11 protein-coding genes are annotated in these 15,007 nt (G+C 62.6%); 7 read left to right on the top strand and 4 right to left on the bottom strand.

Going from position 1 to position 15,007, the window contains the following annotated elements:
- Positions 1-41: 41 nt before the first annotated feature.
- Positions 42-1,628, bottom strand: coding sequence for a GMC family oxidoreductase N-terminal domain-containing protein (locus tag QRM89_RS16810; protein WP_115004843.1), 1,587 nt, complete (start codon positions 1,626-1,628; stop codon positions 42-44).
- A 580-nt stretch (positions 1,629-2,208) separates the two neighbouring features.
- Between QRM89_RS16810 and QRM89_RS16805 the strand changes: the two genes are divergently transcribed.
- From QRM89_RS16805 to QRM89_RS16780, 6 genes are all read left to right on the top strand, one after another.
- The gene (locus QRM89_RS16805) at positions 2,209-3,408 is read left to right on the top strand and encodes a cytochrome P450 (RefSeq protein ID WP_103701118.1); all 1,200 of its coding nucleotides are present in this window, start codon (positions 2,209-2,211) and stop codon (positions 3,406-3,408) included.
- A gap of 172 nt (positions 3,409-3,580) precedes the next feature.
- The gene (locus QRM89_RS16800) at positions 3,581-4,093 is read left to right on the top strand and encodes a LuxR C-terminal-related transcriptional regulator (RefSeq protein WP_238148518.1); all 513 of its coding nucleotides are present in this window, start codon (positions 3,581-3,583) and stop codon (positions 4,091-4,093) included.
- 2 nt (positions 4,094-4,095) lie between these two features.
- A complete protein-coding gene (locus QRM89_RS16795; protein ID WP_285448526.1) occupies positions 4,096-7,170 on the top strand; it encodes a sensor histidine kinase in 3,075 nt (1,024 codons plus the stop codon).
- A gap of 38 nt (positions 7,171-7,208) precedes the next feature.
- Positions 7,209-7,811: a response regulator transcription factor gene (locus tag QRM89_RS16790; RefSeq protein ID WP_164496907.1), complete on the top strand. Its 603-nt coding sequence runs from the start codon at positions 7,209-7,211 to the stop codon at positions 7,809-7,811.
- A gap of 139 nt (positions 7,812-7,950) precedes the next feature.
- Entirely contained in the window at positions 7,951-8,325 is a 375-nt protein-coding gene (locus QRM89_RS16785) for a hypothetical protein (protein WP_103701121.1), read from the top strand.
- A gap of 452 nt (positions 8,326-8,777) precedes the next feature.
- A complete protein-coding gene (locus QRM89_RS16780) occupies positions 8,778-11,822 on the top strand; it encodes a sensor histidine kinase (protein WP_285448525.1) in 3,045 nt (1,014 codons plus the stop codon).
- A 543-nt stretch (positions 11,823-12,365) separates the two neighbouring features.
- On the opposite strand, the gene QRM89_RS16775 is transcribed toward QRM89_RS16780, so the two are convergent.
- Both QRM89_RS16775 and QRM89_RS16770 read right to left on the bottom strand, forming a co-directional pair.
- A complete protein-coding gene (locus tag QRM89_RS16775) occupies positions 12,366-13,148 on the bottom strand; it encodes an SDR family oxidoreductase (protein WP_103701122.1) in 783 nt (260 codons plus the stop codon).
- Positions 13,145-13,474 (bottom strand): nuclear transport factor 2 family protein, encoded by a 330-nt coding sequence (locus QRM89_RS16770; RefSeq protein WP_115577083.1) that lies wholly within the window; start codon positions 13,472-13,474, stop codon positions 13,145-13,147. Before QRM89_RS16770 ends, QRM89_RS16775 begins: the two co-directional genes overlap by 4 nt.
- A 99-nt stretch (positions 13,475-13,573) precedes the next feature.
- Between QRM89_RS16770 and QRM89_RS16765 the strand changes: the two genes are divergently transcribed.
- On the top strand, positions 13,574-14,554 hold the full coding sequence (locus tag QRM89_RS16765; protein ID WP_114998670.1) for a LysR family transcriptional regulator: 981 nt from the start codon (positions 13,574-13,576) through the stop codon (positions 14,552-14,554).
- 296 nt (positions 14,555-14,850) lie between these two features.
- Here the strand turns inward: QRM89_RS16765 and QRM89_RS16760 are convergent.
- Positions 14,851-15,007 (bottom strand): transposase (locus QRM89_RS16760; protein ID WP_343237687.1); only part of this gene is annotated, 157 nt, incomplete at its 5' end.

The raw sequence follows: 15,007 nt of genomic DNA, 5'->3' as shown, positions 1-15,007 counted from the left end.
GTGAATCTCCTTCGGTCGACAGGCGAGGGTGGACGGGGGGCTTAGATGCGATGGGCGGCTTTGATGAGGTCGGCAGCACGTTCGCCGATGACCACACAGGGCGCCATCGTGTTGCCGCTGGTCACATTGGGCATGATCGAAGCGTCGGCGATACGCAGGCGACTGATGCCGTGCACCCGCAGCTGACCATCGACCACCGACATGGCATCGCGGCCCATTCTTGCGGTGCAGGCCTGGTGCCAGAACGTAATGGCCGAGTTGCGCAGGTACTGCTCCATCTCCGAGCTGGTGAGCGCACCCGGCATCACTTCACGCTTCAGCAAGTGCGCACCAGCCGATGCGTGCGCAAGCTCTCTGGCAATGGCTACCGTGGCACGCGCGTCGCGCATGTCGTCTGGATGAGACAGCGTGTTGGCCTGGATACGCAGCGGTGCGCTGGGATCTGCGCCGGTTAGGTGCAGGGTGCCGCGGCTCTTGGGATGCGACAGTCCGGCGAACACCATCCAGCCATGTTCCGGTACGCCCATGTGCGCGGTTTCCGGTGTGGCCACCGGGAATTCGAGCTGGCAGTGAAAGACATCCGTCATTGCCAGCGTCGGATCTGTTTTCCAGTAGAGCGTGGCTTCGGAACCGCCATATCCCACCTCGACCGGAGCGTTTGACTCGAAGATGCATCCAAACGCCACATGGTCCTGGTGGTTGCGCCCCACGCCGGGCAGATGCTGGACCAGCTCAATGCCATGCGGACGTAGTTCTGATTCGGGGCCGATGCCGGACTGCATCAGCAGCTTGGGCGTATTGATCGCACCGAGCGAGAGCACCACCTCGCGCTCGGCCATGAATGCCTCAACGCGATTGCCGACGATTGCTTCCACACCAACGGCAGCATTGCCTTCGAACAACAGGCGAGTAACCTGCGTATGCAGCAGCACCGTCAGGTTAGGCTGGTGGCAACGTGGTACCACGTAAGCGCGGAACATCGACGCGCGGCGGCCATCCTTGACGATCAGGTCGGTCAGCGCAGCGCCGCCGCGGCCTTCCATCATCTCGCCATTGGGGCTGTCGAAGGTTGGCATCCCGTTTGCTGCCGCGGCCTGCAGCATGGCAGTTGCCACCGGATTCGGATCGCGTGCGGGTGCGACATGTACCGGGCCACCCGTTCCACGCCGCTGCGGGTCTGCGACGCCTTGCCAGTCTTCGATCCTGCGATAAACGTCAAGCACCGAGCGGTAGCTCCAGCCATCGTCTCCCGCTGCCTGGGCAAAGGCGTCCCAATCTGCCTGATGGCCGCGTGCCCATACCAATACGTTGATGGCCGAACCACCGCCTGCCACCTTGCCCATGTTGAGCGGGATTGCGCGGTTGTTCAAATGCGGATTGGGCTCTGCAACGAACTGCCAATCGCGCTCCGAGCCCAAATTGAGTGGCCATTGCCCAGGCGTGAGGACCTCCGGCACCTCGTCACTCCCGCCTGCCTCGAGCAGCAGCACGCGTACCTCTGGATTTTCTGCCAAGCGGCCGGCCAAGGCGCTACCGGCTGGACCGGCGCCGCAAACGATGAAGTCGTAATGACGTGTCAGCTGTGGTGTGTCGCTGAGCGTACGTAGCGGATTGGAAATAATCGTCATCTCTAAATTCCAGGGTGAGGAGCAGCAAGTAATAGGCCTTGCGCTCCCGGAATGTGGGAGGGAATCAAATACGTCGATGCATGCCGGCGCGCAGAAATTCCGCTGGATTTGAGGCGAACCCGATCAAGCTTCGCGAGACGGCGATCAACGAATCCGGACAGCGCGAGCGAGACGTGCGGGAATAACGATCAGCAATGCCGCTGCGGATAGTGCAAGCGCATAACAAGAGTCTGCCGCTGCAGTATCTGCAGCACAGATGCCAGGCGATATTCGATATTCATCGTATGAAAGACGAAGCGAACGATATAGCCAGGGTTACTCCAAAGGGGTAAATGCGCTGCGCATCTTCGGGGCGATGCCGAATTGGATGCATGCAAATAAGATTTGCGTCTGCTGCATTGGCGCTGCGACTGGAAACACGAGCATGACTGACGGTTCCATCAGCGGCTTGCACGATTTTGTAAGCGTTTTCTTCATTTCCGTGTCGGCAGGCGCTCGCCGCCGGCCGCATCCGCCGTTCCCGCACAGGTGCATGCGGCGCTGGCCAAATGAAATACCACTCCCCCGCACGAGATGACCCATGCAGCACCCACCACTGTGTCCGACCGCCGAACTGCAGGCAGACCCCTATGCTGTCTTCGCGCGCTTCCGTCCGCTAACGCCTTTGTTGCAACGCGAAGACGGCCTCTATGTCGCGATCCGCGCGCAGGATGTGCAGCAACTGTTCACCGACCCGCGAACACGGCAGATGGAAACCGAGATCGCCACCGCGCGCGGAGTGACCAATGGCCCCTTGTTCGCGTTCCTGAAGCACACCATGGTGCTGAGCAATGGACCTGCGCATCGGCAACGGCGCCTGCCGCTGGTCCAGGCGTTTTCCTCGCACGTTGTCCAGGACGTGCGGCCATATGCGCGCGCCGTTGCCGGACAATTGATCCAAGCACAGTACGGCGCAGGCGGGATGAACGTCATTGGCGACTTCGCCAACTGGCTGCCTGCGCGCGTCATTTGCCACATTCTGGGGCTGCCTGAGGCAGACATCCCGGATTTCACGCGGTGTGTCTACAGCCTGTCACGCGCATTCAACTCCACATTTACGCCTGACGAAGTCCCCGAGTTGCAGCAGGCCGCGGGCGAGCTCACCGGCTATGTGCAGGGGTTGATCGCAGACCGGCGCCGTCAGCCACGCGGAGACTTCATCACCAGCTACATCGCCGCCAGCGATGCATCCGGGGAGCTCTCACAGACGGAGGTCTTTGCGCAACTGATGTCAATCCTGCTCGCCGGGAGCGACACCACGCGCAGCGCACTTGCGATCCAGACTTCATTGTTGCTACAGCATCCGGCGCAGTGGCAGGCAGTCTGCCGCGACCCGGCATTGATCCCGGCGGCGGTGCGCGAATGCCTGCGTTATCAGCCGGCGGTGGCGTCAGTGCCGCGTGTCACCTTGCAGGACATTGTGCTGGATGACACCTTGGTGCCTGCTGGAAAGATTCTGTCCCTCTCCACGCTATCGGCGCTACGCGATCCAGCGCTGTATCTGGACCCGGAGCGTTTCGATATTCAGCGCACCGACGCTCCCAGACGCCAACTCGTGTTCGGCGGTGGTGTGCATCGCTGCCTCGGTGATGCACTGGCCATGATCGAGCTGGAAGAAGGCCTTGCTGCAATGACGCAGCAACTGCCGGACATGCGACTCGACGGCGGTCCGGTCGTGGTCCGCGGTGGATTCGGCATTCGGACAGTTCAGGATTTTCGCATCGACTGGGGCAGGGCTTAGATGCCTTGCTGCGCCACGCAGCGACAGCACCCGCTGTCAACTGGACTCTCGGCGATTACCCTAAAGTGCAATGCAGCTGCTGGACTTGCGAGCATTGTGGGGACGGGGACACGCAGTTACGTTAGTACGCGCTCCAACGGACTCCATCCGCATGCAACAGCCTCCCCCGATCATGTTCGTCCTGGTCGATGCCAGCCGCTGGCACACACCAGGACAGCCGCTATCGTGCGATGAGGTGGCGGACCGGCGCGATGCGGCGGTCAAGCCGGCAATGCTGGTGATGGGCAATGGCGCACATGCGCCCTACGTTCTACTGCGGTCGAACGATCTCGATGATATCGACGCGCAGCTCGACGAGTGGATAGCGGCGACCGCGACCAGGTTCGCGGACGCACGGGCGCGCTATGCAGCGCTGACGCCGCGCGAGCGGCAGGCGCTACCGTTGGTCACCGATGGCCTGCTCAATAAGCAAGCCGCCGCGGCCATGGGCATCAGCGAGGCGACACTGCAGATCCATCGCAAGCGTGTCATGGAAAAGATGGGCGCGCGTTCGTTTGCCGATCTGGTGCGCATCGCCGACTTGCTTGGCCTGTCGGGCGGCGCTTACCAACCTCCCGTCTCGACCAAACGGCACAATGCACTGGTCCCACCCCGTCCACGCCGGCTTGGCGCGCGCGCAGCGTGAGCATGTCGCGCGCCGCAGTGCTGGCGCTTCGGCTTGCGCTCGGTTGGACGCTGATGCTGTGCGGATGCCTGCCGGCATTCGCGCAGCTGGCGGACGTTCCGCTCTCCCATTTGCATCAGACGCACTGGACCGTCCAGAACGGCGCGCCGAGCGGCATGATGGACATGACACAGACGCGCGACGGCTACATCTGGGTTGTGGCCAACGGAGGCCTGTTTCGGTTCGATGGGGTCGCGTTCGAGCGTATCCGCCAGATTGCAGGCATCCCCCTGCCGACCTCGCAAATCTATGGGCTATGGGCTCGGCCAGCCGGCGGTTTGTGGCTCGGCTATCTGTTCGGCGGCGCCACCTTCATCGCTGAAGACGGGACATCGCGGCACTACGCCACTCAGGACGGCTTACCGCCGAACACGGCAGTGAGTTTTGCCGAAGATGGGGATGGTCGCATGTGGATCGGCACCACACGCGGTCTGTTTCGGCTAGAAGGCCGTCGGTGGAAGCGCGCGGAAACGACTTGGCAATTTCCCCCGATAAACGTCCCCGAGCTGAAGCTCGATGATGCCGGCACCCTTTGGGCTTACACGGATGATTCGCTGTACTTTCACCGGCGTGGACAGCATCACTTCGAACTGGCTTTGAACGCCAAAGGCGATGCTAAGCCGGGATACCTGATAAAGGGGCCCGATGGCCACGTCTGGTTAGCACGTCAGCGATCGGGACTGACCGAACTTCGAACGCCACAGATTGGTTCAGCCTTGGCCGTCGACTGGTACGACTATCCTGGATCCGATGGTCGAGTTCTGGAATTGATGATCGACCGGGACCGGAATCTGTGGCATGCGTCCTCGGACGGACTCAAGCGGATTGCGCTAGACGATGACGGTCATGCGGCAGCGCGTGGTGCCGCTGAAAGCGAAGCTGCTTCAGCGCCCATCCCCCTGCAGGGCAAGACTCCGGTCGCGCTCATGCAGGACCGCGAAAACAATGTCTGGGCGATCTCCGACGGTTGGTTGTCGCGATTTCGTACCTCTGCTTTCTCGCGGGTCGGTCTTTACCACGCCGCCGGTGGCGTGGCGTTGACTGCAGCGGGAGATGGGTCGATCTGGGTCACTGACCCGGACCGCGGGCTGCACCGGCTACGGGACGGAGTGAAGCGCGAGTCGCTGCCTTCCTCCCCTGAAAATTATTCGGTGCTGCATCGAGATCACAACGGCACCTTGTGGCTGGGCGGACGCGGCAGCTCCATCTATCGCAGCAGCGCCAAGGGACTCAAGGAATGGCGCCCCGACAAGACACCGGGTGGGAGCGGCATCCAGGCAATCGCGAGCCAGAAGGATGGCACGTTGTGGGTGTCGGTGATCCGGGTCGGCGTGTACCGGGTCGTTGACAATCGCTGGACGCTTTGGGGTGGGCTGGCTGGGCTGCCGCGCGAGCCTGCGACGTCGTTGACCGTGGACGCGGCCGGCCGACTCTGGCTTGGCTACGTGCAGAATCGTCTGGCGGTTGTCGATGGCGACCAGGTCGACGTCTACAGTGCTGCGGATGGGTTGGCGACAGGCGCTGTGCAGGTCATGGCTGTGTCAGGTCGCGATGTCTGGATCGGTGGTGAGAAGGGGCTGGCACGCTTTGATGGCACGCGCTTTCACTCGGTCCTCAACAGCGAAGGGCTTCGGTTCGGGGGTGTCACCGGGCTGATCCAGCGGGCAGGGAGAGAGCTGTGGTTGAACACCAACGAGGGTGCGGTCTTTATCGATGCGAATGAAGTGCGCAACATCGTAGCGAACCCTGCACATCTGGCACGGTTTCGCCTGTTCGACCACCACGATGGTTTTCCAGGTGCCGCACAAGTCCTCAGCCCATGGCCAACTGCCATCGAAAGCACCGATGCACGGCTGTGGTTCACAACCTCCAACGGCGTGGTCGCTCTTGCCCCGGGGCCGCTACCAAGCAACACGGTCAGGCCCAAGGTCTATGTAAAATCCGTCACGGTGGATGGCCACCACACCAGTATCGAAGGGCCCAGCCGCTCAGTGCTAACGCTGTCTACCAGGCCGCGGGTGATACAGATCGCCTACACCGCGCCCAGTTTTACGATGCCCGAACGCGTGCAGTTCCGGTATCGCCTGCAGGGATCGGCGATGGGATGGGAAGATGTGGGCACCCGGCGGGAGGCCTTCTTCACCGGTCTTCGCCCCGGAAATTATCGGTTTGAGGTTGTCGCGGCAAATGAGTCAGGTATCTGGAACGACACCGCAGCAAGCGTGGATTTTGTGGTTCCGCCCACCTTCCTGCAATCGCGCACCTTCCTGGTTCTGTGCGTAGCGGCGACCGGGGGTGCCTTCTGGCTGCTGTTTTTCCTGCGAATGCGCCAGGTCAAGGCCAAGCTGCAATGGCGAAGCGAAGTACGATTGCTGGAACGCGAGCGCATTGCCCGCGATCTGCACGATACGTTTCTGCAGGGCGTCCAGGGACTGATGCTGCGGTTTCAATCGGCTGCCGAGCGGATACCGGATGGCGAGCGCGCACGCGAGCTCATGGAGGATGCGCTGGATCGCGCGGACAGAATCCTGGCCGACGGTCGCGACAAGGTGGCCGAGTTGCGGACCTCGGTCAGCCTGGACCTGCCGGATGCACTGGCAATGTCCGGAAGTGAGCTGGCGCGCGATTATGGCGTGGCCTTTCAGGCCTCGGTGGAAGGCAGCCGACGCGCACTGGATCCGCTAGTTCTGGAAGAAGCGTTCCATATCGGCAGCGAAGCAATGGCCAATGCCTTCCGCCATGCGCACGCCACCCGCGTGCAGGTCGTTACCGTTTTTGGGCGACGGCAGTTGGAGATACGCGTCAGCGATGACGGATCCGGCTTCGACCTGTCGGGAGTCAAGGACGGGCATTGGGGGCTGAAGGGATTGCACGAGCGCGCCGCCAGGGTGCGGGGCACTCTCACTATCTGGAGCAATCCGGGCGTCGGGACCGCCGTCCAATTGCAGCTGCCGGCGAGCTGGGCGTATAAGGAGGCCCGACGACGGCGCTGGAACTGGCGCAAGCTGCTTGGCCTGCACCAGGAGGAACCGACGTGAACCGTGTTGAAGACATTCCGCCGGCCGTGATTACCGTCATGGCCGTCGACGACCATCCGCTGCTGCTCGACGGCATCAAGGCCGCACTCAGCGAGCAGCCGGACATCGCACTGATCGCCGAGGCCGTAAACGGGCGCGAGGCGATCGACCAGTTTCGCGTGCATCGACCCGACGTCACGCTGATGGATCTGCAGATGCCCGGCATGGGGGGGCTTGAGTCGCTGCGCAGCATCCTCAGCGAATGGCCGGAAGCGCGCATCGTGGTGCTGACCACCTACCGCGGCGATGCGCAGGCGATGAGCGCGCTCAAGAGTGGAGCCAGGGGCTTCATGCTCAAGGGCATGATGCGCAAGGAGCTGCGCGATACCATCCGCGCGGTCCATGCCGGTCGCCGGGTGGTGCCGGCGGAGATCGCCATGGAACTGGCGCAGCACGCCGGCGAGGACGACCTGTCGCCGCGCGAGATGGAGGTGTTGCGCGAGTTAGCGCGAGGCAATGCGAATCGGGAAATCGCCGAAAGCCTCAGCGTCACCGAGGGCACGGTGAAAGCGCATATGAAGCGCATCCTGTCCAAGCTCGGTGCCAAGGACCGCACGCACGCGGTGTTGCTCGCGCTCAAACGCGGCATTCTTGAGGTGTGAGTTGCAGCGATCTCGCGTCGCCTGCACCCCATTGATCGTGGGAAGAGGGGGGGCCAAGGCGTGGCGCCCGCCCTTTGCAACACGACGACAACGGGGGGCTGCGAGCTGCGGCGCACAGTCAAAGGCATAAGGAGACTACATGGTGCTGCGTTGGTTCTTGCTGCTGCCCATCGTCCTGGGTGGCTTTCTGGTTGCCGGCACCCTTGGCAGCCTGGCGACCGCCGCGGTTGGCGCCTGGCATCTTCCTGGAGCAGGCTTCAGCGCAGCGCTGGTGGTCGTCATTCTTGCCTATGTCGCTGCGCCTGCCGTCAAGCTGCAGACCGCGTTCTGCATGCTGATCCTCGGCGGTGGTATTGCCTGGTGGTTGCTGGAGCCTTCGTTCTATCCAGAAAGCTACCGTGACCGCGGTGCCTATCTGCCGACGCATCTACCCCTGGTGGCGACCTATCTGGGCGGACTGCTTGGACTGTGTGCGGTGCTTGTCGATCACCGGCGACGCCGTGCCGCGCATTGATGCCACGCTCATCCACCCGTCGACGCGTCGACCGGAGCGGGTGGCGACTGCCTGTGAGCAGCCGGCCGGCCCCAACACGCCCTGGTCTGAAACTACAGCGCATCTGACAACGCCTTGCCCATGCCGATGCGCTGAGCAACCAAGTGCCAGGCGCTGAACGGCGCTGCTGTAGTGCTGAACCGGGATGGACCCACTGGCGGCGCAAGCAGCCCACGCAAGTTCACAACGCGCTTGAGCCTGCTATCGACACGCTAGCTTTGGGTGATACCACGTAATCCGGCCGCATGAGATACAGTCACGCAGCCCGTAACGCACAGAAGCGCTTTGGCCAACACCGCGATTGACGCGAGAGGCCAGAACTGCAGAACGCTCGCTGCTTCTCGGAGTGGGCCCTGGTCTACCCACCCTGAGACAAGGAGATGGCGGCGTTGCTTCGTCTGACACCCCGATGGATGCGCCTCGTCCTGCACTGCGGCATCGCGGGCGCAGTGTGGCTGTTCGCGGCAAATGCGCTTGCGCTCGACCGAGAGCGTAGCCTCGCGCAACTGCACCATACCGCCTGGACCGCGCGCGACGGCGCGCCTAGCCAAGTGTGGGCGCTTGCCCAGACCCGCGATGGCTATCTGTGGATCGGTGGTGCAACCGGCTTATTCCGCTTCGATGGCGTGACCTTCGAACGCTACGCCACCGTTGGAGGAACTCAGCTGCCCTCAACCAATGTCACCGCTCTGCTGGCGACGCCAGAGGGTGGTCTATGGATTGGCTTTCGCAGCGGCGCAGTCGCGCTGCTCAAAGATGAGATGTTGCAGGTTTATTCCCACGAAGATGAGCGGCCACCCGAAATTGTGCTCGGCTTCGCCCAAGACCACGACGGCGCAATCTGGGTCGGCACCACGCGTGGCCTGGCTGTGCGCGAGGACGACCGCTGGAAGCCGGTAGGTGTGGCGCAGGGTTTCCCGGAAGGCGAGCGCACGCGGGTGCTCGGCGTCGATCGGACGGGTACGTTGTGGGCCTCCAGCGTTGAGAAGCTGCTGTTCCTGCCACGCGGCGAGCACGTCTTCCGCGACACCGGACAGCGATTGAATGACGCAGTTCAGATCGCTCAGGATGCGGCGGGACGCCACTGGATCGTCGAGACAACGCGCTCGGTACGGCCGCTCGCGGTGGCAAGGAGCGGCCGTGTCGGTGAAGACGAGGAAATCCGGGTCGGCTCGCGGGCGATCACGTTCGACCGCGACGGCGGGCTGTGGATCCCCACCTTGGGCGATGGCCTGCGCAGGATCAGTCAGCCGCAACAACCCGGCCCAATTTCCAGGATCGAGGCGTTTACGCAGGCGGATGGACTCAGTTCGGACCGCATGTTTGCCGTCCTGGAGGATCGCGAAGGCAATATTTGGTTCGGCAGCGATAAGGGGATCGATCGTTTCCGACATGGCGATGTCGTACCGGTGAGCTTACCTCCCGCGTACAGCGGGTTCACCCTGATGGCGGGCGAGGGCGGCGACATCTGGGCCAGCAGCGTCTCGAACAAACCTTTGCTGCAAATCCGCAGCGACGCGCTGATTCCGCATGCGCCAGTCGCTGCTGTCGCCAGTGCCTATCGTGATCCCGTCGGTGCCATCTGGTGGTCAGGATACGTTGGTCTCTGGCGCCACTACCAAAGCCGTTTCGTGCTGACACCGTGGCCTGCCGGTGTACGTAATGGAGACTGGGTCTTGCTTACGCTTCATGGCGACGGCAATGCAGGACTATGGGCTGACATCAGGGGCCATGGCTTCAAACACTTTCGCGATGGAAAATGGGAGCATATGGCGCCGAGCCACTATCCGGCCAGCGCGACGAGCGCGGTATTCGAAGACGCTCAGGGCCGCGTCTGGCTGGGTACCCTGCCTGATCGCCTGCATCGGATCGAAGGCGGTAAGACCCATACGTACACGACCAAAGAGGGGCCAAACGTTGGCCGGGTGATGGCGATCGGCGGCCGCGGACCGCATCTTTGGGTTGCCGGTGAACTCGGACTGGGGCTCTACCACAACGGGCGCTTCTCCAAGATTGTTGCCGCAGGGAATGACACGTTGGGCAGCATTTCCGGCCTGGTCGAAACTGCCGCTGGCGATCTGTGGCTCAACGATGTGCAAGGGGCGATTCGCGTACCGGCTGCGGAGGTCTCGCAGGTGCTCGCTAATCCAGAACATCCGCTGCATTACCGCCGGTTCGACTATCTCGACGGCTTGCCTGGCGCCCCACAGATGGTGCCGAGCAACTTCACCGTGGCCGAAGCCAGCGATGGGCGGGTGTGGTTCGCCACGGACAATGGCCTCGCCTGGATCGACCCAGGCCGCTTGCACCACAATCCGTTGCCGCCGCCGGTACGCGTGCGCGCCGTCGATGTCGATGGACGTCCGGTTTCGCCCGGCGCGTTGCTGCAATTGCCGGTCGGTGCACAACAGTTACGCATCGCATACACCGCGCTGAGCCTGTCGATTCCAGAACGGGTGCGATTCCGCTATCGGCTCGAAGGCGTCGATCAGGGTTGGCAAGACGCCGGCACGCGGCGCGAGGCGATCTATACCAATCTGCGTCCTGGCCACTATCGATTTCGCGTTCTTGCCGCCAACGAGGATGGGATCTGGAACGAACGGGGTGCGGGGATGGAGATCCAGATTCCACCGCCGTTCTATCTGACGAGCTGGTTCCTGGCCTTGTGCGTGCTCGTCGTGGCCGGACTGCTCTGGCTCATCTACCTGCGCCGTCTGCGGGTCATGGAGGCACGCTTGCAGGCGCGACTGGCAGAGCGCCATCTGGAGCGCGAACGGATTGCGCGCGAACTGCACGACACCTTGCTGCAGGGTATCCAGGGCCTGATCCTGCGCTTTCAGGCGGCGATCGAAAAACTTCCCGCACAGGAGCCGGCACGTGTTGCGATGGAAGGTGCGCTGGAGCGTGCAGACGATGTGCTGAGCGAAGGGCGCGATCGCGTGCAAGGGCTGCGCGCGGCTGCCGCGCCGGTCAGCGACTTCCCGCACGCACTGGCCAGCGTGGGCGCCGACCTGATGGATGACGCCGCAGCCGACTTCCAGATGCGTGTCGAGGGCATGGCGCGCCCCCTCGATCCGCTGGTACACGACGAGATGTTCAGCATCGCGCGCGAGGCACTCATCAATGCGTTCAACCATGCCCAGGCAAGCACCGTGACACTTGAGCTTCATTACAGTGCAAAGGCGCTGCGCCTGTGCATCAGCGATGATGGCCGCGGCATCGCGTCCGAAGTGCTTGCCGCAGGTGTCCGACCTGGCCACTGGGGGCTGGCCGGCATGCGCGAGCGCGCTGCACGCATCGGTGCCACGCTCGCATTTCGGAATGGCGTCGCAACCGGTACCGAAGTGGAACTGCAGGTCCCTGCCAAGATCGCCTACCGTCCCGCAGTCAGTGGCTGGCTGCGTTGGTTTCGGTCGCTTAGGCAGGGATCGATAACTCCTGCTGCGGACATCAGATAACCATCGTTTACAGGAGGCGGGTATCTGGCTACCAGGCACGTCGTGTCGCTGACCGTGCAAGAAAAACATTCAGCATCGCCTGCAAGGAACCGTCATGGCGCTTTGCGTTGTCTGCTACCGCACACCGTCCGATCACCGCAATCAAACTTGCACCGCGCTGGTGCCGCGTGGCGCGCTCAGTTTTGCGCTCTCTGCAGAGCATCTGTTCCGTTTGTCTGCGTGACCTCGCCAACCTCTCAGCGTATGCAACTGCGGTACTGCTGTCGGCGCAGGCTCGTTAGGTCCGCGCCCTGGCTGGGCCCCGTCCGCTTTGGGTGCAAAGCGGGCGGGGCGGGCATCAGGAATGTTGATAGAAGGAGGGCAGGCAGCTCACGTTCCAAATCAAAGATCATCACTTCCCAGTCTGCTGTCCGGCAGGTCTTGGCCAATGCAGAAAAAAATTCAGGACGCCCTGCCAAACCTGCACTTACACGACAGAAGGCTGCTCATCACGCTGGTGCGTCGCCGAAAAGACGATGTGCCTTACCGCTCCATCCGGGGGTGTCACGCCGTTGGCACAGTGCCACCGTCGATCGTGTGTTCCGAACCCGAAACGGAAGCCGCACGCGGAGAGACCAGGAAGGCGATGAGATCAGCCACTTCGCTTGGCTTGGCCGGGCGCCCCAGCGGAATCCCACCCAGCGCATCCATGACCATCTGTCTGGCACCTTCGTAGTCCGTGCCGGCATTGGCCGCGATACCGCCGAGGAAATCGACTGATGCTTCTGTCTCGACCCAGCCGGGCGAAACACGGACAACGCGCACGCCCTTGGGCGTGACTTCCTTGGATAGCGCCTTGCTGTAAGTCGACAGCGCGGCCTTGGCTGCGGCATAGGCGATTGTGGCGTCATGGAGCGGTAGCACGCGTTGAATCGACGATACGTGCAGGATCACGCCCGATCCCTGAGCGATCATCCCGGGAAGCAAGGCGCGATCCATCCGCACGGCCGCCATCAGGTTCAAGTCGAGCGCCTTGGTCCACTCGATATCGCTCAGCATGGCGAAGCCGCCTGCCGGCGCAGACGACCCGCCCACCACATTGATGAGGATGTCGATTCCACCGAGCAGCCGTCCAGCCGTCTCTACCGCCTCGCGAACACCTTCGGCCGTAGCAAGGTCAGCCTCAAGGTAGTGCACATCATCAATGGGGTTTTTCGGCTTCGAGCGCGCGGTCGCCACGACCCGTGCATCGAGCTGGCTCAACAATTCGACGACGGCCGCGCCAACGCCGCGAGTGCCGCCTGTGACAACAGCGCGCTTGCCCGCCAGCTGGAGGTCGAAATTCATGGCGCAATCTCCAGCGAGGCGATCTTGCCGCGCTCCAGCACAAAGGTGTAGCGCAGGTCCAGGGGACTGCCCGGGAAATTGCCCGACACCTGACTGGTCACGATGTAGCGCTGGGCGTGCCTTTCCAGCGTATGCGGTCTGGCGGTGTAGGCGTATCTTGCAGACCCGCTGGACTTCCACGTTTCGATCGCGGCGAGGCCCGAATGGGTTCCGCCCTCATCGATGACAACGCCATCCGTGGTAAAGCAGCGGGCAACAGCTTGGCCGTCTCGGCGGTCGGCGTCGAAGTAGGCCGCGATCGGGTCGGGCAGGTCTAGCTCTTTCATTGCAATGCTCCGGTTGAGTGTGCGGAGCTAGCTTGATGCGTTCTTTCCGATTAGAGAATCACTTATTATCTGATCACGCTATGTAGAAACGAGTGCACAATGCGCGGCTCTGAATTTGCCGAACTCAAGGCCTTCGTGGCCGTTGTCGATAGGGCCAGCTTCGCCAGGGCTGCCGATCATCTCGGACTCTCACGCTCGGCCCTCAGCCAGATCATTCGCCAGTTGGAAGCCCGGCTCGGCGTTCGCCTGTTGAACCGTACGACGCGTAGCGTCTCACCGACCGAGCCCGGACGACGGCTGCATGAGCGCATGGCCCCGATGCTTCGCGAGATGGACGAGGCAGTGGCGCAGGCGGTCGGTACAAGCGCGCGCGCGGCGGGTACGCTGCGCATCAACACGCTGAGCATGGCAGCCAAGCGCGTACTCGCGCCGCGGCTGGGCCGTTTCGTACGCGCCAACCCCGATGTCTTGCTCGACATCGTGATCGACGACGGCCTGAGCGACATCGCGGGCGAAGGATTCGATGCCGGCATACGGGTAGGCGGCAGGCTGCAGAAGGACATGGTGGCAGTTCGGCTGACTCCTGACTTCGAACTGCTTGCCGTGGCTTCACCCGACTACCTTGCCCGGCATGGCGAACCCAAAACCCCGGCTGATCTGAGCCAGCACGCGTGCATTAACTGGCGGTTCCCCGGCAGCGGCAAGATTGCAGGCTGGCCATTCAAAAAGAAAGACAAGGCGATCGAGTTCTTCGGCGACGGCAACGTGATCTCGAATCATCAGGACATAATCGTGCCCGCCGCACTGCAGGGACTTGGGATCCTGTATGCGTACAACGATGGTGATATCGCCGAGGCATTGCGCGAAGGGCGCCTCAAGCGCGTCCTCGCCGATTGGGCACCGACGGTGCCTGGCCTGTTCCTCTACTACTCCAGCCGGCGCTACATGCTACCGGCGCTGCGCGCGTTCATCGATTGTCTTCTTGATCGCGACATCAGCACGGACGATCTCTCTACGTCCCAGGTACCCGCGACAAGACAATCGCCCGCTTCTGGCCGTAACAGACCTCGGCGGGGATAGCGATTAGGGATGCTTATAAAGGTAGGGCGGATGTGCCCTTCTGGCCGGAAGCGGACATACGCTGAGAAAGGCTCCCGCTGCGGATCTGCTGTCCTCAACGGCCCATCGTATCTCCCACGTGGTTGATGCTCTCCATTCGCCCCTTAATGGCGTCGGGTCTAAGTAGACGTTGATCTGTTTGGGATGGTCTGATCAACGGCGTCGGAGGATGAGCCTAACCACATCGGCCAGGCTGACGGCGCTCAGATCCTCGATTTTTTTGCCGTTTCCGGCGCGTTTGCAGGGTGTTGCCCGGGTTACAGGCACGCCGTCCCTACGACAGGCATCAACTGCTTTCGCTTCATCCACAGGTTTGACAGCGCAAACAGCGTCAGCACCTGCGCGGTGTTCTTGGCCAGGCCGCGATAGCGGACCTTGGTGTAACCGAACTGGCGCTTGATCACCCGGAACGGA

It is taken from the genome of Xanthomonas sp. LMC-A-07, assembly GCF_030208825.1.
Lineage (GTDB): Bacteria > Pseudomonadota > Gammaproteobacteria > Xanthomonadales > Xanthomonadaceae > Xanthomonas > Xanthomonas campestris.
This window is presented reverse-complemented; position numbering and strand designations above follow the sequence as displayed.

Excerpts from the sequence above, each read along its gene's own strand:
- QRM89_RS16805 (WP_103701118.1), top strand. The coding sequence starts at position 2,209 with ATGCAGCACCCACCACTGTGTCCGACCGCCGAACTGCAGGCAGACCCC.
- QRM89_RS16785 (WP_103701121.1), top strand. The coding sequence starts at position 7,951 with ATGGTGCTGCGTTGGTTCTTGCTGCTGCCCATCGTCCTGGGTGGCTTT.
- QRM89_RS16790 (WP_164496907.1), top strand. The coding sequence starts at position 7,209 with ATGGCCGTCGACGACCATCCGCTGCTGCTCGACGGCATCAAGGCCGCA.
- QRM89_RS16770 (WP_115577083.1), bottom strand. The coding sequence starts at position 13,474 with ATGAAAGAGCTAGACCTGCCCGACCCGATCGCGGCCTACTTCGACGCC.
- QRM89_RS16765 (WP_114998670.1), top strand. The coding sequence starts at position 13,574 with ATGCGCGGCTCTGAATTTGCCGAACTCAAGGCCTTCGTGGCCGTTGTC.
- QRM89_RS16800 (WP_238148518.1), top strand. The coding sequence starts at position 3,581 with ATGTTCGTCCTGGTCGATGCCAGCCGCTGGCACACACCAGGACAGCCG.
- QRM89_RS16780 (WP_285448525.1), top strand. The coding sequence starts at position 8,778 with ATGCGCCTCGTCCTGCACTGCGGCATCGCGGGCGCAGTGTGGCTGTTC.
- QRM89_RS16810 (WP_115004843.1), bottom strand. The coding sequence starts at position 1,628 with ATGACGATTATTTCCAATCCGCTACGTACGCTCAGCGACACACCACAG.
- QRM89_RS16775 (WP_103701122.1), bottom strand. The coding sequence starts at position 13,148 with ATGAATTTCGACCTCCAGCTGGCGGGCAAGCGCGCTGTTGTCACAGGC.
- QRM89_RS16795 (WP_285448526.1), top strand. The coding sequence starts at position 4,096 with ATGTCGCGCGCCGCAGTGCTGGCGCTTCGGCTTGCGCTCGGTTGGACG.